Source organism: Xanthobacter dioxanivorans (assembly GCF_016807805.1).
In the GTDB taxonomy this organism is placed as follows: Bacteria; Pseudomonadota; Alphaproteobacteria; order Rhizobiales; family Xanthobacteraceae; genus Xanthobacter; species Xanthobacter dioxanivorans.
Genome location: NZ_CP063362.1, coordinates 1278559 through 1300784, shown reverse-complemented (window position 1 = coordinate 1300784; position 22226 = coordinate 1278559). Strand labels below are relative to the sequence as shown.

Here is a 22226-nt window from a genome sequence, read left to right as displayed (position 1 = left end):
CCAGGGCGCTTCGTGCTCATCTTCACCCGCGCCGGCGTCCCGGTGCTGAGCGGCCATCGCCCTCTATGTCCATGAGCTTTTCCCGCGATCGCTCGCGCCTCCTGCCGTTCGCCGCCGAGATCGGCGCCCTCGGCGTGGTCTTCGGCGACATCGGCACCAGCCCCCTCTACGCCCTGAAGCAGGGTGTGCTGGCGGTGGGCGGCACCAATTTCCTGGGTGCCGACGTGCTCGGCCTCCTGTCCCTCATCACCTGGAGCATCATCCTCTCGGTTACGGTGAAATACGTGATGCTGGTCCTGCGGGCGGACAATGACGGGGAAGGCGGCATCCTCGCCCTCGTGACCCTGCTCGACCTCCACCGCAGCGCACTGGGTCTGCGCTGGTATCTGCTGGCCGCCGGCCTGCTCGGCGCGGCCATGCTCATCGGCGACGGCGTGCTCACCCCGGCCATGTCCGTGCTCTCCGCCATCGAGGGACTTCAGGTCATCGCGCCGGAGCTGGAGCACTGGGTGGTGGCGCTGACCGTCCTGGTCCTGCTCGCCATCTTCCTGTCGCAGCGGCTCGGCACGGAACGCATCGCCGCCTTCTACGGGCCGGTGATGCTCATCTGGTTCGGCTCGCTCGCGGCCCTGGGCGTCTACGGCATCCTGCAGGCGCCGCAGGTGCTGGCCGGGCTCGACCCGCGCTACGGCATCCTGCTCATGGTGCAGCACCCGGGTCTTGCCGGCGTCATCCTCGGCGCCTGCTTCCTGGCGGTGACCGGCGGTGAGGCGCTTTACGCCGACCTCGGCCATTTCGGCCGCCCGGTGATCGCGCGCGCCTGGATGTTCGTGGCCATGCCGGCGCTGCTGCTCAATTATTTCGGCCAGGGCGCGATCCTGCTGGTGGATCCGAACGCGGTGCGCAACCCGTTCTACGACCTGTGCCCGGACGTCTTCGACGTGCCGCTGCTGTTCCTGGCCACGGCGGCGACGGTGATCGCCTCCCAATCCATCATCACCGGCGTGTTCTCGCTGGCCAAGCAGGCCATTGAGCTCGGCTACCTGCCGCCCATGCGCATCCGCTATACCAGCGAGCACAACGAGCAGCACATCTATGTGGGCCGGCTCAACTGGCTGCTGATGATCGCCTGCATCGCCGTGGTGCTGGGCTTCGAGGCCTCCGACCGGCTCGCCTCGGCCTACGGCATCGCGGTGGCCTTCGCCATGGTCACCACCTCCATCCTGTTCATCGCCCAGGTGCACCGGGCCTGGGGCTGGCCGGCGCCGGCGGTGTGGCTGATGGCGACGGGGCTCCTCGCCATCGACTTCGCCTTCGCCTCGGCCAACATGACCAAGATCCATGACGGGGGCTGGCTGCCCCTGAGCATCGCCGGGGCGGTCATCTTCGTGATGGTGAGCTGGCGGCGGGGATTGGAGGGCGTCGTCGCCCAGCAGGTGCGCTTCACCGAGCCGCTGGACAATTTCGTCGCCCGCAAGGATCGCACGAACGACGTCGAAAGCCCGCGCACCGCCATCTTTCTGTCTCGTGCGGGTGCGATGACCCCTGTCGCGCTGTCGCGAATGGCGGACCTCCTCAAGGTCCGGTTCGAGATGGCGGTCATCGTTTCGGTGTGGATCGCCGCGCGCCCCCGGGTGTCGGTGGAGGACCGGGTGAAGGTGACGACCCTCAACGACGGGTTCGTGCGGGTGGATCTGCGGTTCGGCTACATGCAGCAGATCGATGTTCCCTCCGTGCTCGGCCCGGCGCTCAGCGCCCGCGGGATCGATCCGGACGCGGCCATCTACGTGATTGGCCACGAGCGGATCATTCCGCCCGACGAGGTGACGAAGGTGAGGGACGTGGTGGCCCACGTCTTCGCCTTCCTTGCCCGCAACGCGGAGCGTTCGGTGGACCGGTTCGGGCTGCCGCGGGCGCGGACGGTGGAGATTGGCTATCCGGTGAAGCTCTGAGGGCCACCGGAGGCGCCTCGCGCAAGCCCGCGCGAGCAGCGTTCCGAGCGAAGACCACAAAATGCCGCTTCAATCTCGCACGAAAGCGTGCAGATGTGAGCGGCAGCTGACGTTGCGGGCGGGGGGTCGGTGACGCAATGAGTGTGCGGGCGGTGCTTTCCAGAATTTGGGCTTTCCTGCGGGATCGCGTCGGCCTCCACGGGCTCGGCTTCGTCCTGAGCCTCATCGTGATCGCGTTCGCAGCGGTCGTCCTCTACCGGATGCTTCACAATTTGAAGCTCGCGGACGTGATGGATGCCCTCGCGGCGAAGAATCCGCGCGACGTGGTGATCGCCTTCTTCCTCGTGGCCGGCGCCTACCTCACGCTCACCTTCTATGACTGGTTCGCCCTGCGCACCATCGGCAAGGACCATGTGCCCTACCGCGTCGCGGCGCTCTCGGGATTCTGCTCCTATTCCATCGGCCACAACGTGGGGTTCACCGTCTTCACCGGTGGCTCGGTGCGCTACCGCATCTATTCGGCCTGGGGGCTCGGCGCCATCGACGTGGCCAAGATCTGCTTCGTGGCGGGCCTCACCTTCTGGCTGGGCAACATCGCCGTGCTCGGTCTCGGCATCACTCTGCACCCGGAGGCGGCCACGGCGGTGGATCACCTGCCGCCGGCCATCAACCGGCTCATCGGCATCGGTGCGCTGGCGGGCCTTTTTGCCTACATTGCCTGGGTCTCCTACGCGCCGCGCACCATCGGCCGCTCGACCTGGTATGTGACGCTGCCGCGCGGGCGCACCACTCTGGTGCAGGTGGGCATCGGCATCCTCGACCTCACCTTGTGCGCGGCGGCCATGTACATGCTGATGCCGGGCACGCCCTACATCGATCCGGTCTCGCTGGCGGTGATCTTCGTGACGGCGACGCTGCTCGGCTTCGCCAGTCACGCGCCCGGCGGGCTCGGCGTGTTCGACGCGGCCCTCCTCGTCGCCCTGCCCCAGTTCGATAAAAGCGAGCTGGTGGGCGCGCTGCTGTTGTTCCGCCTCTTCTACTATATCGTGCCGTTCGCCCTTTCGCTGAGCCTCCTCGGGGCGCGCGAGCTGAGCCTGCGCATCGGCAGCGGCAAAGCCGCCACCCCGTTGCCGGGGGCGACGCTCGCGCGGGATGCGGCCGCGCCGGTCGCCCCCCGCGAGGCCGAGGTTCCGAAGTCGGCGGCCGAGTGAGCCGCCGAGGGCCGGGAGAGCAATGTCTTGCTCTCCTTGTCGAGAGAATATAAAAAGCGAGCGCTCGCTCTTATTTTATGCGCCGATCGCGCGCATCCCCCGCACCGCCGAGGCCGCCATGGACTTCACCATCTCCCCCGCCCTCGATGACCTGAGGCGCCGCATCGCCGGCTTCGTCGAGCGCGAGGTGATCCCCGTCGAGGCGGACCCCGCAGCCTGGGATGCGCACGAGAACATCGCCGCGGCCCCCCTGGCGCGCCTGCGGGAAAAGGCAAGGGCCGAGGGCCTATGGTGCCTCCAGCTCAAGCCGGAGAATGGCGGGCTGGGCGTCGGCCGGGTCGGCATGGCGGTGTGCTACACCGAGATGAATCGCTCCATCTTCGGTCCGGTGGTATTTAATTCCGCCGCGCCCGACGACGGCAACATGATGGTGCTGGAAGCCGTCGGCACGGCGGAGCAGAAGGCCCGCTGGCTGGCACCCATCGCCAGCGGCGCGGTGCGCTCCGCCTTCGTCATGACCGAGCCGCATCCGGGCGGCGGCTCGGATCCGTCCATGATGCTCACCCGGGCCGAGAAGCAGCCCAACGGCAGCTATCGCATCTTCGGCCGCAAATGGTTCATCACCGGCGCGGAGGCGGCGGAGCATTTCATCCTGATCGCCCGCACCTCGGATGACCCGCGCAACGGCCTGACCGCCTTCGCCTTCCATCGGTCCGCGCCGGGCTGGCGCATCGTGCGCCGCATTCCCATCATGGGGCCGGAGGAACATGGCGGGCATTGCGAGCTGGAGTTCGACGGCCTCGAGATCCCGCCCGAGGACGTGCTGCTCGGCGAGGGCAAGGGGATGAAGGTGACGCAGATCCGCCTCGGCCCGGCCCGCCTCACGCATTGCATGCGCTGGCTGGGCCTCGCCATGCGCTCGGTGGCCATCGCGCGGGACTATGCCGCCGTCCGCGAGGGGTTCGGCGTCCGCCTCGCCGACCGGGAGAGCGTGCAGACCATGCTGGGCCGCATCGCCATGGAAATCGAGATCGGCCGCCTCCTCACCATGAAGGCGGCGTGGGAGCTCGACCGCGGCGGGCTCGCCCGCAAGGAGGTGTCCATGGCCAAGATCAAGGCCGCCAACACGCTGCACCTCGCCGCCGACACAGCCATCCAGATCAACGGCGCGCGCGGCTATTCCAAGGATACGGTGCTGGAATGGATCTACCGCTACGCCCGGCAGGCGCGCCTCGTGGATGGGGCGGACGCGGTGCATGAAATGGTGCTGAACCGTTTCCTCGACAAGGAAGAAGACGGCTTCTGGAATTGGCCGGTGAGCGCGCCTGCGGACGGGGTCGCATCGTGAGCGGCGCCGGCTTCGACGTCGCGGCGCTCGACGCCCATCTGAAGGCGCACATTCCCGGCCTTGCCGGCGGTCCACGCCTCGCGCCCATATCGGGGGGCCAGTCCAACCCCACTTTCTTCGTCACCTATGACAACCGCGCCTTGGTGCTGCGCAAGCAGCCGCCGGGCGAGCTCCTGCCCTCCGCCCATGCGGTGGATCGGGAATACCGCATCATGCGGGCGCTGGCCGGCACCGCCGTGCCGGTGCCGCCGACGCTGCTTCTGTGCGAAGACCGATCCGTCATCGGCACCCTCTTCTACGTGATGGAGAAGGTGGAGGGCCGGGTCTTCCACGACTGCACCCTCGCGGGGGTGACCCCGCAGGAGCGGCGGGCCATGTACGGCGCCATGGCGAAGACCCTCGCCGCCCTCCACAATGTGGACGTGGCGGCGGTGGGGCTCTCCGACTTCGGCCGGCCGGGCAATTATTTCGGCCGCCAGATCGCCCGCTGGACACGCCAGTGGGAGCTGTCGAAGACGCGGGAGGACGCCAATATCGACCGTCTCGTCGCCTGGCTGCCGGCGCATGTGCCGGACGATGACGTCACCAGCATCGTCCACGGCGACTATCGCATCGGCAACCTGATGTTTCATCCCACCCGCCCCGAAGTGGTAGCAGTGCTGGACTGGGAGCTGTCCACCCTCGGCCATCCCCTGGCCGACCTCGCCCATTGCGCCATGGCCTGGGTGTCCCGGCCCGAGCAATACGGGGGCATCGAGGGGCTGGATCTCGACGCCCTGGGCCTTCCCTCGCGGGAAGTGTTCGTGGCCGACTATGCCGCGGCGGCGGCGCACGGGCGCGCCATGGGTGACTTCCACATGGCCTTTGCCCTGTTTCGGTGGGCGGTCATCTTCGAGGGGATCGCGGCGCGGGCCAGGGCCGGCAATGCGGCGGCGGAGGGGGCGGCGCAGACCGGGCAGCTCGCCCAGGCGTTTGCCGCCCGGGCCGCCGCCTTCACCTGAGAGGTGTCAGCGCGGCGCGAGCGCGGCTTCCACGAAAGCGGTGACGCCATCCGCATAGCCTGCCGCATCGATACCGCGCGCGCGGTATTTGCCGCGCTTCACGTACCAGTCCTGCAGCAGCGGCTTGACCAGGGTGGCGGCGAACAGCGCGTCGCCCTTGGCGAACACGCCCCGCTTCATGCCTTCGCCGATGACGTCCGCCAGCATCCGCTCGGTGAGGCGCTCGCTTTCCACCGCCTGCCGGCGCGCCGCGGGCGGGAATGCCTTCGCCTCCATGTAGGCGAAGACGAACCAGGAGTGCATGGCTTCGGACAGGGCGATGTGGCGGGTGATGAGCCAGCGCAGGTGCAGCGCCGGGCTGGCGGCCACTTCCTGCGGCGCCGCGCCCAGCACCTCTTCCACGGCGTGGGACACCTCCCCGAGGATCATGAGGAGCAGGGTGTCCTTGCTGTCGAGGTACGAATAGAGCGCGCCCATGCTGAGGCCGGACTCCGCCGCGAGCTGGCGCAGCGTCATGGCATGGAAGCCCTGGCTGTTGGCGAGTTCCAGCGCTGCGGCGATGATGCGGGCGAGATTTGCCGCCGCCACATGCGGCTTCTGCACCTTGATGCGGTCGCGGTGGCGCGCATGGATGCGGGCTGCGAGAGCGTCCAGCGAATAGTCCCCGAAACCGCCGGCCTCCGCATCCCCGACCAAACCGCATCTCCCGTCGCGCGACTGGCGCAGACTGCGGAGGGGCGGTGGAAAGTCAAGCCGCCGGGGCGCCTCACACCATGGCGCAGAGCGCTTCCATGCGGGCGCAGACATCCGACAGGGACTGGGGCCGGCCGTCCGAAGGCACGCTGAGGAGGAGGTCGGCGAAGTCGCCGGCTTCCTGCTGGCGCAGGAATTTCACCACATCGTCGACGTTGGAGGCCTTGGTTTCGGCCTCTCCGATCACGATGCGCAGGGAGAAGGGATCGTTCGCGGGATGCTTCTGGCCCATGTCCGTCTCCATTGGTGCCACGCACCGGGCGCGGTATGGCAACCAGAGCCGTAACGCAGGCATGGCCGCCGGGTTCCTGCGCGTCGCAAGCCGGCGGTCACTTCTGCGCGTGGCCCGGCGCCGGCTCAGGCGCCGTGCTGGATGAGGTCCGGCAGGCGGCGGGTGAGGGTGCGCAGCACGCTCTGGGAGCCCTTCGTCATCACGTCGAACACGCCGTCGCTCTCGGCATCAGCGCCGAAGCCTTCGTGCTGAAAGCGCAGATGGGTGCCGCCGGAGGCGGTGGGGGTGAGGGTCCAGGTCAGCACCGTATCGATATAGTGGCCGAAGCCCTTCAGCTCCGGATGGCCGCCCTTCCAGCGGAAGGACAGCTCGCGCTCGGGAATGGCGGTCTTCACCTGGCACTGGAATTCCCCGTCCCAGCGCTCGATGGGCCGGCCCCAGATGGTGAACTTGTGTCCCTCCAGGGGCTGGATGTCGTTGGGGAAGAACCATACGGCGAGCCATTCGGAATCGCTGATGGCGCGCCAGACGAGCTCGATCGGATGATCGAATTCGGCCTCGGTGACAATGGAGCGGGTCTCGACAACGTCTGTCATGGAGCAATCTCCCGAAAAGCAATCAATGACATGCGCGAAAAACGGCCAGGACCCGCAAAGCAAGAAGTGGGCCTTGGCGGCGGTCAGGGTGGTGGGATGCCCGCGAGCTCGGCATGGAACTGGTGGGCGAAGGCGGCGCGTGCGGTTTCCTGCGGAAACAGAATGTCCGCGTTCCATTCGGTGGTGAGTGTGTCGTCCGGCCAGGGCCGCGCCTGCTTGTGCCAGGCGAGCCGGGGCCAGAGCGGGTTGCGCGCGCGTGCGCCGTCGGGTCCCGGCACGGCGGGCCGGCCGAGATGGAAGCCCAGGAAGGCCATCACCTCCGGCCTGAAGGCGAGGGCGAAGGCGATGCCGTGCCGGATCTGCCGGGGCGGCGGCCGCAGCAGCCGCTGCTCGATCACCGCGAAGGAGGCCGGCGCCGCCGCCGCCGCGAACTCGCGCATCACCAGCAGCCGGAACCCCGCTTCCAGTGGCGCCGCCGGAACGGCGTGGACAGCGGTGGGCTCCGCGTGCACCGGGGGCGCGGCGGGGAGGGGGCGCGTCATGTCCGGCCTTTCGCTGGCACCGATCCTGCTTGAAGGGCGATGCCCAAGCGGGCGGGAGGCGTGATGGCGACGGCGGACGCCGGCTGAGCCGAAACCGGCTTCGCTGTCGGCAGGGCGCGGAGACGAATGGTGTCGTGGTGAAGACGGACTATATCCCCGAGCTCAGCGAGGTCCGCATGGAGCGGCGCGCACCGGAAGGCCCGTTCACGCTCTCCGCCGCCGATGCCGGCTACGTGGAAGCATGCCTGCGGCGCGTGGAGGCGGCGTTCGGGTTCGACGCGTTTCCGGGCGTGCCCTTCGCCCATATCGCCGGCCGCGCCTTGATCCGTCGCTTCATCGTGTGGTGGCGCACCCTCGAGCCGGAAGGCGCGGCGCAGGCGGAGGCCCATGCCCAGCTCCCCGGCGCCATCCGCCTGCTGGACACCGTCTCGGCCTTCATGGAAGAGCGCGCCGGCCGCGCCCGACCCGGCATGCCCTGAGCAAGCGGGCCGGCTCATGCCGGCGCGGATCCCGGAGCGGGCGGAGAACGGTCGGCGGCCCGCAGGGCGTCGAGGCAGGCGAACAGGGCCAGGCGGCCGTCGGCCACGGCCTCCTCCGCCGTGTCGCCGACGCCATGACATCCCGGCACGTCGGGAAAGCTCGCGACAAAGCCGCCGCCCTCCTCGGGCGGGATGGACGCGACAATGGCCGGATAGGCGGAAGGGTCGGGCGCTGTGGAGGCGGTCATTGGTCGATCCCGTCCATGCGATCCACCATGGCGACGAAGGCCCGCACGTGGACGGAGCGGATCTTCTGCTTCATGGGAACGGCGACGCAGTCGGGCACCGAGGGATGGGTGAACACCACGTGGGTGCCGGTCACCTTGCGAAACTTGATCGCATACTGGGACGCGGTGATCTCGAGGTCCGCCGGCCTCCATTCCCCGCACGGATTGGCGCGCAAGGCTTCGAGCCTCTTATTGTGCATGACAGTATCCATCAAATGAAAAGGGCAAGGCCTGGAAAGCCTCCAGTTTAGGCGCGCCCCCGATCCGGGCAAGGCGAAATGGTGGGCACGGGAAGGGGCACGGGTGGGGGCGAATATGGGCTCGGCATGGTCCGGGCGCCCTGAAGGCCTGCGAGGGCTGGCGGCTGCTGACGTCCAGCCGTACACCGGCACTCGGGCTTGCCTCCGTGCGCGGGGGCGGTGTAAGGCTCGGGTGTCGTTCTCTTTTCAGCCCGCCATTGCCTTGCCCCTCACCATCTGCACCTGGAACATCAATTCCGTCCGCATCCGCCTCGATATCGTCCGCGAGACGGTGGAGAGGCTGCGGCCGGACGTGCTGTGCCTCCAGGAAACCAAGTGCCAGGACGACAAGTTCCCCCTGAACGCCATCCGCGACATGGGCTTCCCGTACATCGCGCTCAACGGCCAGAAGGGTTGGCACGGGGTTGCGACGTTCTCCCGGCATCCGTTCGCGCAGGTGCGCAAGGGCGATTTCTGCGGCAAGGGCGACGCGCGGCATGTGGCCGTCACCCTCGCGCCCGGCGATGCTCTGGGCAAGCCGCTGACCATCCACAACTTCTACGTGCCCGCCGGCGGCGACGTGCCGGATCCCGACCTCAATCCGAAGTTCGCCCACAAGCTCGCCTTCCTCGACGAGATGACGGCCTGGAGCGAGCTGGCCGCCGATGCTGCCGATCCCGAGCGCCACGCGGTGGTGGTGGGCGACCTCAACGTTGCCCCCCTCGAAACCGACGTGTGGAGCCACAAGCAATTGCTCTCGGTGGTCAGCCACACCCCGATCGAGGTGGAGAAGCTGAACCGCTTTCAGGCATCCGGCCCCTGGGTGGACGTGATGCGTGCCTTCGTGCCGCCGCAGGAGAAGCTCTTCACCTGGTGGAGCTACCGCTCGCCCGACTACACGGTGAACGACCGCGGCCGCCGCCTCGACCATGTGTGGGCGAGCCGGCCCCTCGCCCCCTCGGCGCGGGCGATGACGGTGCTGAAGGAAGCGCGCGGCTGGGAGAAGCCCTCCGACCACGTGCCGGTGGCCCTCACCTTCGGCTGAAGCTCTCGCGCTCCGGCGTTTCTAGCCGGGGCTTTTGCGCGCCGACCGTCCCTCGGTCTTCGGTTCGAGGCGCTCGACGGCGCCCGCTCAGGGCTTGGCGGGCGGCGGCGTGGCGGGTGTCGCGGGAGGCGCAGGGGTCGCAGGAGGCGAATCCGGTGCCCCCAGGCCCAAAGCGGCGCCGAGCTTGCCCTTGGGCACCTTCACCACCTGGAGGCCCGCCGGCAGCACGAACAGCCTGGGATCCTGCGGCCCGCGGACGAGCCCGGTGGCCTCGAACAGCACCTGCTTCCTGCCCTTGATCTCCACTTCGGTGCGAAGGGCGATGCCGTCCGGCGTGATGCAGGCGATGGTGGGACCCATGGCGGCGGCGAGCTGCGCCGGGGTGGGCGCGTCCATTTTCCAGAGGTCGCAGGCCTCGCCCGCCACCCGGTCGGTCCCCACCTTGCTGCCCGCGCCGCTGACGGCGCCGAGGGCGTATTCCGGCGGCAGCTCCACCTCGAGCGCCACGTTCGGCAGGTTGGGCGTGCGCATCACCATGCGGCGCGCCGCGAGGTCGAGGATCCCGATGATGCTGCCGGGGATGCTCGGCCGCGTCATCTCCACCCGCATCTTGCCCTGGCTGTGGGCGAGATCCAGGGTCCCGCCACGCTTAAGCTCGGCCTTCAGCGAGAAGTCGACGGTGGGCAGGGGCAACGGGTCGGCACGCGCGGAACCGCCCAGCCCCGCCTCGCCGAGGCCGAGTAAGCCCGCCACGGCGATGGCAGGAAGATGCCCGCACCCGTGCCGCGTCCCGTGCGTGGGCTTCTTCCCGAGCATGGGGTCGGGCCTGGCCGTGACCGGTGCCACCCCCCCGCCAATCGCCCGAAGCACGCCCCTCGCTCCAAGCTGTCGCATTTCAAGTCCTCCGCTCTCTCTCCTTAGCAGATGTTGACCGCCGCGCGGCAACGCTGATCCGGCTGTTTGCGGTTCGAAATAAGGAGTATGCGAAAAATGCAGCCACGGCGGGGCGCAGCCGGCGAGGCTGTCGTAAAGCCTTCGCCGAGGCGCGCCAGCATCGGCAGAATGCGGTGTGGCCGGCGATTCGCGGGCCGCGTGGGAAGGACGACGAATGGTGATGTCCGGGCCCGGCCAGGGGCCAGACCTCCAGGGATCAGGGCTTGACGGACCAGGCCTCCAGGAGGCGCGGATCAAGGTGCGCATGCCGCGCGCCGACGACGTCGTGACGCACCCCGTCGCGCCGCAGGAGCCCGCGCCGCCGGCCGCCGCGGCACCGGCGGTTGTCGACCGGGCGGCAGCCATGGCGCGCCGCAGGCTCCTGGCGGGAACAGGTGCGCTGGCGGCGGTGCTGGCGACGGGGCTGGTGCTCGATGCGGTGCACCCGGTGCTGGCGGGCATTCTGGCCTGCATCCTCCTGGCGCTGTTCGTGTCGCTGCCCGTGCCCGCCGCCGTGCCCCAGGCCGTGCCGGAGGCGGAGCCCGCGCCCCGCCCGGACCGCCCGGATCGCCGGGACCTGCAGGCGGCGGCGGTGGTGGCGGCGCTGCCCGAGCCCGCTTTGCTGCTGACGCCCCAGGCCGAGATCATGGTCGCCAACGAGCGCGTCGCCCTCGCCATCGGCCCGACCCGGGTGGGAGACCCGCTGTCGTTCGTCGTGCGGGTGCCGGAGGTACTCGATGCGGTGCGGGCCGCCGCCGCCGATGGCCTGCCCCGCCGCGTGGAGTTCGCCGAGCGCATCCCCCTCGACCGCTGGCTGGAGGCGCACGTGGTGCCGCTGCGGCTGGAGACGCCGCCCCGCACCGGCCGCGGCGCGGGGGAGGCGGGACCCGACGCGGTGCTGCTCACTTTCCGCGACCTCACCCAGCAGCGGCGGGTGGAGCAGATGCGCGCGGACTTCGTGGCCAATGCCAGCCACGAGTTGCGGACCCCCCTCGCCTCCCTGTCCGGCTTCATCGAGACCCTGCAGGGTCCGGCCCGCAACGATGCGCCGGCGCGCGAGCGCTTCCTCTCCATCATGGCGGCGCAGGCGCGGCGCATGTCGCGCCTCATCGACGACCTGCTCTCGCTCTCGCGCATCGAGCTGCACGCCCATGTGCGGCCGCAGACCAAGGTGGATCTCGCCGCCATCATCGCCCATGTCTGCGACAGCCTCGCCCCGCTGGCGCAGGATCGGGGCGTCGCGCTGGAGCAGGTGCGGGACGTGGAACGGCTGGAGGTGCTCGGCGACCGTGACGAGCTCATCCGCCTGTTCGAGAACCTAGTGGAGAACGCCCTGAAATATGCGCCCTCGGGCAAGAAGGTGGAAGTGCGCCTCGGTCGCGACGGAAGCGCCGCCCAGGTGAGCGTGCGCGATTTCGGCCCCGGCATCGCGCCGGAGCACCTGCCGCGCCTCACCGAGCGCTTCTACCGGGTCGACGTGGCGGCGAGCCGGGACCAGGGCGGCACCGGCCTCGGGCTCGCCATCGTCAAGCACATCGTGGCGCGCCATCGCGGCCGGTTGGGCGTCGATAGCGTGCTGGGCGAGGGGGCAACCTTCACCGTGCGCATGGATGCTTTGCCGGATTGCGAAAAAAGCGTAGAAAAGGCAGGCGCGTAGGCAGTCATCTCCCTGTCATGCAGTCGTCATAGAACCTTGGCGCGCGGGGACTAAGAGTCCCGAGCCCAACGTTGCCCCGGCCCTGGTCGTGGGGCGACGCAGAATTTGGCAAGGAGAGATATCGTGAAGCTCACCACCGCTCTCGGCGTGATCGCCGTGGCCGGCACGCTGTTCGCTGGCAGCGCATCTGCTGGCGACATCACCGGCGCCGGCGCTACGTTCCCTGCTCCTGTCTACCAAGCTTGGGCCGTCGCCTATAAGGACAAGACCGGGACCGGCCTCAATTACCAGTCGATCGGCTCCGGCGCGGGCCAGACCCAGATCTTCAATCGCACCGTCGATTTCGGCGCCTCCGACGCCCCCGTGCAGACCGAGAAGCTGGCCCAGCAGAAGCTCCTGCAGTTCCCGGCTGTCATCGGCTCCGTGGTTCCGATCGTGAACCTCGAGGGCGTCGCCGCCAACCAGCTCAAGCTGACCGGCCCGGTGCTCGCCGACATCTATCTCGGCAAGATCACCAAGTGGAACGACAAGGCGATCACCGACCTCAATCCCGGTGTGCAGCTCCCCAACCTCGGCATCGTGCCGACCTATCGGTCGGACGGCTCGGGCACGACCTATGTGTTCGCCTCCTACCTCGCCGACGTGAGCGCCGAGTGGAAGTCCAAGGTCGGCGCGGCCACCTCCGTCTCCTGGCCGGCGGGCGCTGGCGGCAAGGGCAACGAGGGTGTTTCCGGCACCGTCAAGAACACCAAGGGTGCCATCGGCTACGTGGAGTACATCTACGCCTCCGCCAACAACCTCGTGACGGCGCAGCTCCAGAACAAGGCCGGCAAGTACGTGTCGCCGACCGTCCCCGCCTTCCAGGCGGCCGCCGCGAATGCCGACTGGGCCGGGGCGAAGGACTTCGCCGCCTCCATGATCAACACCCCCGGTGACACCACCTGGCCGATCACCAGCGCCACCTTCATCCTTCTGCCGAAGGAGCCGAAGTCGGCCGAGCAGGCTGCCGAAGTGATCAAGTTCTTCAACTGGGCCTTCGACAACGGCGCCGAGATCGCCGAGAAGCTGCACTACATCCCGCTGCCGAAGGATGTGGCCACCCGCGTGCGCGAGGCCTGGAAGGCCGAGGTGAAGGTCGACGGCAAGCCGGTGTGGTCGAACTGACCGACTGCATGCCGTAGGCATGACGACCTGTTGAAAATGGGGAGCGGCCGCCACCTTCCGGCCGCCGCTCCCCTTCGCCCGCTCGCGATGGGTGTGCGTGCGGACTTCATCTTGCGAATTTCATCTTCAAGGCGTCTTTGGCGGGGGAACGGAATCTATGGACGCGACCATGAGTGGAGCTGGTGGTCCCGCGATGGGCGTCGCTCCCGGGCATATTGGCTCCGCCAAGGCCGTCGGCCGGCTGGCCGACAGGGTCTTCGTGGCGTTGCTGTGGGGATGCGGCATCTTCGTGCTGATCCTGCTCGGCCTCATCATCGCCATGCTGTTCGAGGGCGGCCTGCCCGCCTTCCGCACATTCGGCCTCGACTTCCTGTGGACCACGACCTGGAACCCGGTCACCGAGAATTTCGGCGCGCTGGTGATGATCTACGGTACGCTGTTCAGCGCCGTCATCGCCGTGATCATCGCGCTGCCGCTCTCCTTCGGCATCGCCTTTTTCCTCAGCGAGATCGCGCCCCAGTCGCTGCGGCGCCCCGTCGGCGTGGCGATCCAGTTGCTCGCCGCCGTGCCCTCCATCATCTACGGCATGTGGGGTTTCTTCATCATCTCGCCGCTCATGGCGGCCTACGTCCAGCCGCCGCTGATCGACCTCCTGGGCCCGCTGCCGGTGCTCGGGGCGTTGTTCCAGGGCCCCGCCCTCGGCGGCGGCATGCTCACCGCCGGCCTGATCATGGCGGTGATGATCCTGCCCTTCATCACCGCCATGTTCGTGGAGACGCTGGCGTCCGTGCCGCCGATGCTGAAGGAATCGGCCTACGGCGTCGGCGCGACGACCTACGAGGTCTACAAGAACGTCTCCATCCCCTACGGCCGCACGGCCATGGTGGGCGCGATCATGCTCGGGCTCGGCCGCGCCCTCGGCGAGACCATGGCGGTCACCTTCGTGATCGGCAACGCCACCCGCCTCTCGGCCTCGCTGTTCGCGCCCGGCGCGACCATCGCCTCGACCATCGCCAACGAATTCCCGGAGGCCGCCCAGGGCTCTCTGAAGCTTGATTCGCTGCTCGCCCTGGGTTTCATCCTGTTCGTGATCTCCTTCATCGTGCTGGCGCTCTCGCGCTTCCTCATCCGATCCAACCTGAAGTCCTGAGGAGCGCGTCAGCATGACCTCCCTCGCCATCCGCCGCAGCAAGGACCTCACCGTCAAGGTCATCAGCACCGGCTTTGCGGTCCTCGCCTTGTTCCTCCTGGCGTGGATCCTGTTCACGCTGGTCCAGAAGGGGCTTCCGGCCCTCGGGCTCAACGTCTTCACCAAGGTGACCCTGCCGCCGGGCCACAACGGCGGCCTCCTGAACGCGATCGTCGGGTCGCTGATCCAGATCGGGCTCGCCATGGTGATCGGAACACCCATCGGCCTCCTGGCCGGGACGTTCCTCGCCGAGAACGGGAAGAACACGAAGGTCGGCGAGGTCGCCCGCTTCGTGAACGACATCCTGCTCTCCGCGCCGTCCATCTTGGTGGGCCTGTTCGTCTACACCTTCCTCGTCGCGCCGATGGGTGGCTTCTCCGGCTGGGCCGGCGCGGTCGCCCTCGCCATCCTGGTGATCCCGGTGGTGGTGCGCACCACCGAGGACATGCTGAACCTCGTTCCGGTGGGGCTGCGCGAGGCGGCCTATGCGCTCGGGGCGCCGCAGTGGAAGGTGGTGATGATGATCACCTGGCGCGCGGCGCGGGCGGGCATCGTCACCGGCGTCCTGCTCGCCGTCGCCCGCGCGGCCGGGGAGACGGCACCGCTGCTCTTCACCTCACTCGGCAACAACTCCTTTTCCACGGACCTGTCGAAGCCCATGGCGAGCCTGCCCATCGCCATCTACCAGTTTGCCGGCAGCCCGTTCGACGACTGGGTCTCCCTCGCCTGGGCCGGCGCGCTGCTCATCACCGTGGGCGTGCTCGTGCTCAATGTGGCGTCCCGACTGTTCCTGGCACGGGGCAACTAGCCTGCGCCGCCCGCGAAACCATCCTTCGAATTCAACCTCCGAAGCGAGGCTCATATGACTTCAGCCGTCGATCCCACCTTCAACATCGCATCGTCGGTCGCCGCCAGGCCCGACGCGCCGACGTCGCCCGCGAAGATCAAGGTGGAGAACCTGCAATTCTACTACGGCAGCAACCACGCCCTGCGGAACATCAACTTCGAGGTGCCGGAGAAGCGCGTGACCGCCATGATCGGCCCGTCGGGCTGCGGCAAGTCCACGCTGCTGCGGGTGTTCAACCGCATGTATGACCTCTATCCCGGCCAGCGGGCCGAGGGGTCGGTGCTGTTCGACGGGGTCAACGTGGTGGGCAAGGAGCTCGACCCCACGGTGGTGCGCTCGCGCATCGGCATGGTGTTCCAGAAGCCGACCCCGTTCCCCATGACCATCTATGACAACATCGCCTTCGGCGTGAAGCTGCATGAGAAGCTCAACAAGGCGCAGATGGACGAGCGGGTGGAATGGTGCCTGCGCAAGGCCGCCATCTGGGACGAGACCAAGGACCGCCTGCACACATCGGCCCTCGGCATGTCCGGCGGCCAGCAGCAGCGCCTGTGCATCGCCCGCACCATCGCGGTGAAGCCCGAGGTGATCCTGCTCGACGAGCCCACCTCGGCCCTCGACCCCATCTCCACCTCGAAGATCGAGGACCTGATCGACGAGCTGAAGCAGGACTTCACCATCGTCATCGTGACCCACAACATGCAGCAGGCCGCGCGCTGCGCCGACATGACCGCCTTCTTCTATCTCGGTGAGCTGATCGAGGTGGCGCCTTCGGACGTGATCTTCACCAATCCGAAGGAGATCAAGACGCGCGACTACATTACCGGCCGCTTCGGCTGAGACGAGAAGGATCATCCCGATGCCGGAGCATACCGTTGCCTCCTTCGACCAGGAGTTGAAGGAAATCGGCCGCAAGGTGGTGGAGATGGGCGGACAGGCGGAACGCCTCGTCGCCGATTCCGTGACCTCGCTCATCAAGCGCGACATCGCCCTGGCCCAGAAGGTGGTGCTCGTCGACGCCACCGTGGACCAGATGCAGCGTGAGATCGAGGACCGCGCCATCCTCGTCATCGCCAAGCGTCAGCCGGTGGCCAACGACCTGCGCGAGATCGTCTCGGCCATCCGCATCGCCAACGATCTCGAGCGCATCGGCGACCTGGCCAAGAACGTGGGCAAGCGCGTCATCGCCATCGAGGGCGAATACCACCCGCAGAAGCTGGTGCGCGGGGTGGAGCACATCTCCGACCTGGTGCTGGAGCAGCTCAAGGAGGTGCTCGACGCCTATGCGGCGCGTAACGAGGCCAAGGCGGTGGAAGTGTGGGGCCGGGACGGCGCCATCGACACCATGTACACCTCCCTGTTCCGCGAGCTCCTCACCTACATGATGGAAGATCCGCGCAACATCTCGGTGTGCACCCACCTTCTGTTCTGTGCCAAGAACATCGAGCGCATCGGCGACCACGCGACCAACATCGCGGAGATCGTCTACTACATGGTCAGCGGCCAGAACCTGCCGGACCGCCCCAAGGCGGATGCCTCCAGCGAGACCACCCTGGCCTTTCCCGGCCGGTCCGTCCAGGGCTGACCCAAGCCAGCCCGACTTGAAAACGACAGGTGAAACACTGTGCCGGCGCGTATTCTGATCGTCGAGGACGAGGAGCCCCTGACCCTTCTGCTCCGCTACAATCTGGAGTCGGAGGGTTATGGCGTCGAAAGCGTGGGGCGCGGTGACGAGGCCGAGACCCGCCTGCGCGAAAGCGTGCCCGATCTCGTCATCCTCGACTGGATGCTGCCGGGCCTTTCCGGCATCGAACTGTGCCGTCGCCTGAGGACCCGCCCGGAAACCGAGCGCCTGCCGGTGATCATGCTCACCGCCCGGGGCGAGGAAACCGAGCGGGTGCGCGGCCTCGCCACCGGGGCGGACGACTATGTGGTGAAGCCGTTCTCGGTGCCCGAGCTGCTCGCCCGGGTGCGGGCGCTGCTGCGCCGGGCCAAGCCCGAGCATGTGGCGACCCTGCTGCGGGCGGGCGACATCGAGCTCGACCGGGAAACCCACCGCGTGCACCGCGCCGGGCGCGAGGTGCATCTCGGCCCCACCGAGTTCCGCCTGCTGGAGTTCCTGATGCAGAGCCCCGGCCGCGTGTTCTCGCGCGAGCAGCTGCTCGACGGGGTGTGGGGCCAGGACGTCTATATCGACGAGCGCACGGTGGACGTGCATGTGGGCCGCCTGCGCAAGGCGATCAATCGCGGCCGGCAGTCGGATCCCATCCGCACCGTGCGCGGCGCGGGCTACTCCTTCAACGAGATGTTCGCCCGCGCCCATTGAGAACGGGCCGTTCGAGCCGCGCACCTCAGCCCGATCGCACGCCGAGAAGGGCGAGGGCCTGCTTGGCCGCCCGCTCGCCGGACAGCCAGGCCCCGCCCATGGTGCCCCAGAGGGTCTCGTGGGCATGTTCCCCGGCGAAGATGAGCCGGCCGAGGGCCACTTCCGTGAAGGCGCGCCGCATGTTGCCGAAGCCGGGCAGGGCGCAGGAGAAGGCACCGAGCGCCCACGGCTCCTTGGTCCAGCGCGTGGCGTGCACCTTGCCCACCTTCTTCGCGAGATCGGCGCCAAACTCCCGCGTCAGCGCCTCCTTGAGGAAGGTGGTGGCGGCCTCGGGCGGGCCGTCGGCGAGACCGTTCGCCACGTCGCCGGCGACCTCGAGGGTATAGAGATCGCTGCCGGCGATGCGGGCGCGCAGGGCATAGGCGCGCGGGCCCTCCGCCCGGAAGTAGAGAAGCTCGTCCATGTTGAGCCCGAGCGGGTTGCGCGGCAGGCGGAACGCGATGTGGTCGAAGGCGCCGAGGGTGATCTTCTCGATCGCGGTGCGGTAGCGCGGAGGCAGGGCCGGCAGAATCCGCAGCTTGCCCGCCGCAATCACGCTCGGCGGCACGGCGACGATCACCGCGCGGGCCAGGAGCGTGCCGCGCCCGGTCTGCACCACGGCCTGCCGGCCGCCCAGCTCCACCGAGCGCACCGGTGTTTCCAGGCGGACGGTGAGGGGCCGGGCCAGCTGGCTCACCAGGGTGCCGATGCCCTGGGCGCAGACTTCCACGCTATCGGGCTCCTCGGCGCGGGAGGCGTCCACGGTCGAAACCTGGTCGAGCTCCTTGGCGCAGGCAAGGGGGCCCACCACGAAACGGGCGCTGTCCGACCACGGGCCGAGGTCGGCGAGCACGCGGGCGGCCGGCAAGTCGCGCCCCGCATCGCCGGCGGCAACGATGGCGCGTTGGGCCCGGCGCACCGTGCCGACGAAATCCTCATATTCGGAATCGTTGGCCTCGCGTCCCTTCAGATAGAGGCGGCCGCCGTCCGGAGCACGGTGGATGTCGAGGCCCTCCGCCCGGCCGAAGGCGGCCATGGGGCGCGCGGCCGGCATGTTCAAGCGCGCCGCGCCGAGATCGAGCGGCACGCCAAAGGCGGCGGTATCGGTGAGGGCACGTCCGCCCACCCGGTTGGAGGCCTCCAGCAGGACATAGGAGCGCCCGGCCTCGGCGATCCGCCGGGCGGCGGAAATGCCGGCGGCACCGGCGCCGATGATCACCACGTCGGGCTCGTTCTGCTGCCCGAGCGCCCGCGTGGCCGCAAGGGGCAGCGTGGCAAGGGCGGCGCCGCGGGCGAGGAGCGTGCGGCGGGTGAGGGAAGATCGGTCGCGGTCGGTCACGGGCGGGACGCTAGCATGCCCGAGGCGGGTTGGGCGAGGGCTGGACGGGGCCGCCGCCTCAGCTGCGACGCGCGGCGACGAAGCGGGCCGCCTCGGCGAGGATGGCGCCACGGGCGCCAAACGGGCCGAGGGCCGTCGTCGCCTCCGCCACCAGCCCGTCGAGGAGGGCGCGGGCCGCGTCGAGGCCGAGGAGGGAGACCAGGGTCGCCTTGCCGGCGGCCGCGTCCTTGCCCACCTTCTTGCCCACCTCCTCCGCCGTTCCTTCCACGTCGAGGATGTCGTCGGCGATCTGGAAGGCGGCGCCGAGCGCCCGGCCATAGGCCTGCAGGGCCGCCCGCTCGGCGGCGCCCGCCCGCCCGAGGAGCGCGCCGGCTTCTGCCGACAGGGCGAGGAGGGCGCCGGTCTTCATGGCCTGGAGGTCGCGGATGGCGGGAGCGTCGAGGGCGAGCGCCGCGCCGCCCGAGAACCGGCCTTCGGCGGCGAGGTCCAGCATCTGCCCACCCACCATGCCGCCGATGCCGGCGGCGCGGGCAAGCGCCCGCACCAGGGCGACGCGCACCACAGGGTCGGGATGGGCGTCGTCCCCGGCGAGCAGGTCGAAGGCCAGGGTCAGCAGGCCGTCGCCGGCGAGAATGGCGGTTGCTTCGTCATAGGCCCGGTGCACGGTCGGCCGGCCGCGGCGCAGGTCGTCATTGTCCATGGCCGGCAGGTCGTCGTGGACAAGGGAATAGCAGTGGATGCACTCGACCGCCGCCGCGACGGTCACGGCACCGTCGGCAGGAATGCCGAAGAGGGCGGCGCTTTCCATCACCAGGAAGGGGCGCAGGCGCTTGCCGCCACCGAGCGCGCCATGGCGCATGGCCGCCATGAGACGCTCGGGCCGCACGCGCTCGCCAGGCAGAGCCGCGCCGGCAAGGGCGGCGTCGAGGCGGGCTTCGGCGGCCGCGGCGGAAGCGTCGAGACGGTCCTTGAGGGAGAGCGGCACCTTGGGCCTTCCTGCGTTGGGAGGGCGGAAAAGGAACGCCCGGGCGGGGCGCACCGTTGACGGGGGTCACCGGGTGCCCCAACCAGGGGGGAACGTCAAGCGGCCAGCCCGCAGCGATCGCATCGCGGAGCGGCGAGGGGAGGGCAGAGGATGGTCCGTCTGGTGCTGCGCGTCGTGATCGTCCTCGTTGCCATCCCCCTGGTGCTCTCCATCGCCTACAACGTGGTCAATCCGGTCTCCACCCTCATGCTCGGGCGCTGGATCACGGGGAGCGGGTGGAGCGCGTGTGGACGCCCATCGAGATGATCTCGCCGGCCCTCGTGCGCGCGGTGATCGCCTCCGAGGACGCCGGCTTCTGCAGCCATTGGGGCGTCGATTTCGCCGAGATGCGCGCGGCCATCGATTCGGCGGACGAGCTGGAGGAGACGCGCGGCGCCTCCACCATCCCCATGCAGATCGCCAAGAACCTGTTCCTGTGGCCGGGTCGGGAGATCATCCGCAAGGCCATCGAGATCCCGCTGGCCTTGTGGCTCGATCTGGTGGTGAGCAAGAGGCGGCTGATCGAGATCTACCTCAACATCGCCGAATGGGGCCCCAATGGCGAGTTCGGCGTGGAGGCGGGCGCGCGCCGCGCCTTCGGCGTCCCGGCGTCCCGGATCGATGCGCGACAGGGAGCGCTGCTGGCGGTGATGCTGCCGAACCCCCGCCGACGCGACGCGGGCAATCCCTCCGCCGGGGTGCAGCGCCTCGCCGGCCGCCTCCAGGCCCGGGTGCCGCGCGAGGGGCCGGAGCTCACCTCCTGCCTCGGCCCGCTGCGCTGAAGAGCGGCCCGGCACCCCAGGAGGTGAGCACGCGAGCACGGCGAAGCCTTGATTGTGCCGCCCATAAGCGCCACATGGGCGCAGAGCGTCGGCGTGCCGGCCCTCCTCCCTCATTTCCCGGCCCGATGATGACCGAACCTGCCGTTACCGCCGTCCCGAAGATGAGCCCCTGGCTGAAGATCGGCCTGGAGATCGGCCCCCTTGTGCTGTTCTTCGCCGCCAACGGTTATGGCGGGATCTATCTGGCCACCGGCGCCTTCATGGTGGCGACCATCGTGGCGCTCGCCGCCATGTGGGTGCTGGCGCGGCGCATCGCGGTGATGCCGCTGGTCTCGGCCCTGGTGGTGATGGTGTTCGGCGGCCTCACGCTCTGGTTGCAGGACGACCACTTCATCAAGCTGAAGCCGACCATGGTCAACGCTCTGTTCGGCATCCTGCTGCTGGGCGGGCTCTATTTCAGGAAACCGCTGCTGCCCTACGTGTTCGACGGCATGGTGAAGCTCACGGATGAGGGCTGGCGCATTCTCACCATCCGCTGGGGCGTGTTCTTCCTGGTCATGGCCGTGCTGAACGAGGTGGTCTGGCGCTCCGTGTCCACCGACACCTGGGTCGCCTTCAAGACCTTCGGCTACCTGCCGCTGACCTTCGCCTTCGCCATGGCGCAGGCGCCGCTCATGGCGCGGTTTGAGCTGAAGGATGGAACCGAACCCGGCTGACGGGCCAGTCCATTCCACACCAATCTTCCGGTTGACGGCGGCCCCGCCGATCCGCATAAGCCCGAAAGAGGGCGCATCATGCTGACGAAAAAAGGAAAGTACGGTCTCAAGGCGGCGGTCCACCTGGCCCGCCTTCCGCCGGGCGGCTCCACGCAGGTTGCGGACATCGCCGAGACCAACAACATTCCGAAGAAATTCCTGGACGTGATCCTGGGAGAGTTGCGCAATGCGGGCTTCCTGTCCTCCAAGAAGGGCAAGCTCGGCGGCTACCGGCTCGCCAAGGCGCCGGAGGACATCGTGGTGGGCGAGATGATCCGGGCCCTCGACGGCCCGCTCGCCCCCTTCCCCTGCGCCAGCCGCAATGCATACGAGCCGTGCGAGGACTGCGACATGTCCACCTGCGAGGTGCGCCTGCTGATGGTGCGCGTGCGCGACGCCATCGGCACGGTGCTCGACACCTATACGCTGGCGCAGATGCGCGATCTCTCGCAGGAGCAGCTGGCCTCCTTCGTGGACTACATTTGA

General features: G+C 68.8%; 24 protein-coding genes and 1 pseudogene. 16 read left to right on the top strand and 9 right to left on the bottom strand.

Features of this window, described 5'->3' with window-relative positions:
- Positions 1-71: 71 nt before the first annotated feature.
- From EZH22_RS06270 to EZH22_RS06255, 4 genes are all read left to right on the top strand, one after another.
- A complete protein-coding gene (locus EZH22_RS06270; protein ID WP_231711336.1) occupies positions 72-1952 on the top strand; it encodes a potassium transporter Kup in 1881 nt (626 codons plus the stop codon).
- A gap of 143 nt (positions 1953-2095) precedes the next feature.
- On the top strand, positions 2096-3163 hold the full coding sequence (locus tag EZH22_RS06265) for a putative bifunctional lysylphosphatidylglycerol flippase/synthetase (RefSeq protein WP_408647720.1): 1068 nt from the start codon (positions 2096-2098) through the stop codon (positions 3161-3163).
- A gap of 118 nt (positions 3164-3281) precedes the next feature.
- Positions 3282-4511 (top strand): acyl-CoA dehydrogenase family protein, encoded by a 1230-nt coding sequence (locus EZH22_RS06260; RefSeq protein ID WP_203194867.1) that lies wholly within the window; start codon positions 3282-3284, stop codon positions 4509-4511.
- Positions 4508-5512, top strand: coding sequence for a phosphotransferase family protein (locus tag EZH22_RS06255; protein ID WP_231711335.1), 1005 nt, complete (start codon positions 4508-4510; stop codon positions 5510-5512). Before EZH22_RS06260 ends, EZH22_RS06255 begins: the two co-directional genes overlap by 4 nt.
- Positions 5513-5518: 6 nt before the next feature.
- Here EZH22_RS06255 and EZH22_RS06250 read toward each other — a convergent pair whose 3' ends face one another.
- The 4 genes from EZH22_RS06250 to EZH22_RS06235 form a co-directional block, all read right to left on the bottom strand.
- The gene (locus EZH22_RS06250) at positions 5519-6208 is read right to left on the bottom strand and encodes a TetR/AcrR family transcriptional regulator (RefSeq protein ID WP_231711334.1); all 690 of its coding nucleotides are present in this window, start codon (positions 6206-6208) and stop codon (positions 5519-5521) included.
- Between the two features lie 70 nt (positions 6209-6278).
- Positions 6279-6497, bottom strand: coding sequence for a hypothetical protein (locus EZH22_RS06245; protein ID WP_203194865.1), 219 nt, complete (start codon positions 6495-6497; stop codon positions 6279-6281).
- Positions 6498-6622: 125 nt separating this feature from the next.
- Positions 6623-7093 carry an SRPBCC family protein gene (locus EZH22_RS06240; protein ID WP_203194864.1) on the bottom strand — a complete coding sequence of 157 codons (471 nt, stop codon included), beginning with the start codon at positions 7091-7093 and terminating at the stop codon, positions 6623-6625.
- A gap of 83 nt (positions 7094-7176) precedes the next feature.
- Positions 7177-7635, bottom strand: a complete 459-nt coding sequence (locus EZH22_RS06235; RefSeq protein WP_203194863.1) for a hypothetical protein — start codon at positions 7633-7635, stop codon at positions 7177-7179.
- Between the two features lie 134 nt (positions 7636-7769).
- Here EZH22_RS06235 and EZH22_RS06230 point away from each other — a divergent pair, with 134 nt between their 5' ends.
- Positions 7770-8114, top strand: a complete 345-nt coding sequence (locus EZH22_RS06230; protein ID WP_203194862.1) for a hypothetical protein — start codon at positions 7770-7772, stop codon at positions 8112-8114.
- Between the two features lie 14 nt (positions 8115-8128).
- Here EZH22_RS06230 and EZH22_RS06225 read toward each other — a convergent pair whose 3' ends face one another.
- Together EZH22_RS06225 and EZH22_RS06220 are read right to left on the bottom strand one after the other, a co-directional pair.
- Positions 8129-8362 carry a type II toxin-antitoxin system HicB family antitoxin gene (locus EZH22_RS06225; RefSeq protein WP_203194861.1) on the bottom strand — a complete coding sequence of 78 codons (234 nt, stop codon included), beginning with the start codon at positions 8360-8362 and terminating at the stop codon, positions 8129-8131.
- Entirely contained in the window at positions 8359-8601 is a 243-nt protein-coding gene (locus EZH22_RS06220) for a hypothetical protein (RefSeq protein WP_203194860.1), read from the bottom strand. The genes EZH22_RS06225 and EZH22_RS06220 overlap by 4 nt, the downstream gene beginning before the upstream one ends.
- Before the next feature lie 262 nt (positions 8602-8863).
- Here EZH22_RS06220 and EZH22_RS06215 point away from each other — a divergent pair, with 262 nt between their 5' ends.
- On the top strand, positions 8864-9685 hold the full coding sequence (locus EZH22_RS06215) for an exodeoxyribonuclease III (protein ID WP_203196408.1): 822 nt from the start codon (positions 8864-8866) through the stop codon (positions 9683-9685).
- A gap of 87 nt (positions 9686-9772) precedes the next feature.
- On the opposite strand, the gene EZH22_RS06210 is transcribed toward EZH22_RS06215, so the two are convergent.
- On the bottom strand, positions 9773-10501 hold the full coding sequence (locus EZH22_RS06210) for a hypothetical protein (RefSeq protein WP_203194859.1): 729 nt from the start codon (positions 10499-10501) through the stop codon (positions 9773-9775).
- Between the two features lie 382 nt (positions 10502-10883).
- Between EZH22_RS06210 and EZH22_RS06205 the strand changes: the two genes are divergently transcribed.
- The 7 genes from EZH22_RS06205 (at position 10884) to phoB (ending at position 17801) form a co-directional block, all read left to right on the top strand.
- Complete coding sequence (locus EZH22_RS06205; protein WP_333473731.1) at positions 10884-12275, top strand: ATP-binding protein; 1392 nt, start codon at positions 10884-10886, stop codon at positions 12273-12275.
- 123 nt (positions 12276-12398) lie between these two features.
- Positions 12399-13439, top strand: coding sequence for a phosphate ABC transporter substrate-binding protein PstS (gene pstS / locus EZH22_RS06200; RefSeq protein WP_203194857.1), 1041 nt, complete (start codon positions 12399-12401; stop codon positions 13437-13439).
- Positions 13440-13596: 157 nt separating this feature from the next.
- Positions 13597-14589, top strand: coding sequence for a phosphate ABC transporter permease subunit PstC (gene pstC / locus EZH22_RS06195; RefSeq protein WP_203194856.1), 993 nt, complete (start codon positions 13597-13599; stop codon positions 14587-14589).
- A 13-nt stretch (positions 14590-14602) separates the two neighbouring features.
- Positions 14603-15436 (top strand): phosphate ABC transporter permease PstA, encoded by an 834-nt coding sequence (gene pstA / locus EZH22_RS06190; protein ID WP_203194855.1) that lies wholly within the window; start codon positions 14603-14605, stop codon positions 15434-15436.
- 54 nt (positions 15437-15490) lie between these two features.
- The gene (gene pstB / locus EZH22_RS06185; RefSeq protein WP_231711331.1) at positions 15491-16315 is read left to right on the top strand and encodes a phosphate ABC transporter ATP-binding protein PstB; all 825 of its coding nucleotides are present in this window, start codon (positions 15491-15493) and stop codon (positions 16313-16315) included.
- A 19-nt stretch (positions 16316-16334) separates the two neighbouring features.
- On the top strand, positions 16335-17060 hold the full coding sequence (phoU, locus tag EZH22_RS06180) for a phosphate signaling complex protein PhoU (RefSeq protein ID WP_203194854.1): 726 nt from the start codon (positions 16335-16337) through the stop codon (positions 17058-17060).
- A gap of 39 nt (positions 17061-17099) precedes the next feature.
- Positions 17100-17801 (top strand): phosphate regulon transcriptional regulator PhoB, encoded by a 702-nt coding sequence (phoB, locus tag EZH22_RS06175; RefSeq protein ID WP_203194853.1) that lies wholly within the window; start codon positions 17100-17102, stop codon positions 17799-17801.
- Between the two features lie 25 nt (positions 17802-17826).
- Here phoB and EZH22_RS06170 read toward each other — a convergent pair whose 3' ends face one another.
- A complete protein-coding gene (locus tag EZH22_RS06170; RefSeq protein ID WP_203194852.1) occupies positions 17827-19179 on the bottom strand; it encodes a flavin monoamine oxidase family protein in 1353 nt (450 codons plus the stop codon).
- A gap of 58 nt (positions 19180-19237) precedes the next feature.
- Positions 19238-20164 (bottom strand): polyprenyl synthetase family protein, encoded by a 927-nt coding sequence (locus EZH22_RS06165; protein WP_203194851.1) that lies wholly within the window; start codon positions 20162-20164, stop codon positions 19238-19240.
- A gap of 150 nt (positions 20165-20314) precedes the next feature.
- On the opposite strand from EZH22_RS06165, the pseudogene EZH22_RS06160 reads away from it, so the two are divergent.
- The 3 genes and pseudogenes from EZH22_RS06160 (at position 20315) to EZH22_RS06150 (ending at position 22226) form a co-directional block, all read left to right on the top strand.
- Positions 20315-20985: pseudogene (locus EZH22_RS06160) on the top strand (biosynthetic peptidoglycan transglycosylase).
- A gap of 125 nt (positions 20986-21110) precedes the next feature.
- Complete coding sequence (locus tag EZH22_RS06155; protein ID WP_203194850.1) at positions 21111-21701, top strand: septation protein A; 591 nt, start codon at positions 21111-21113, stop codon at positions 21699-21701.
- Positions 21702-21779: 78 nt separating this feature from the next.
- Entirely contained in the window at positions 21780-22226 is a 447-nt protein-coding gene (locus tag EZH22_RS06150) for an RrF2 family transcriptional regulator (RefSeq protein WP_203194849.1), read from the top strand.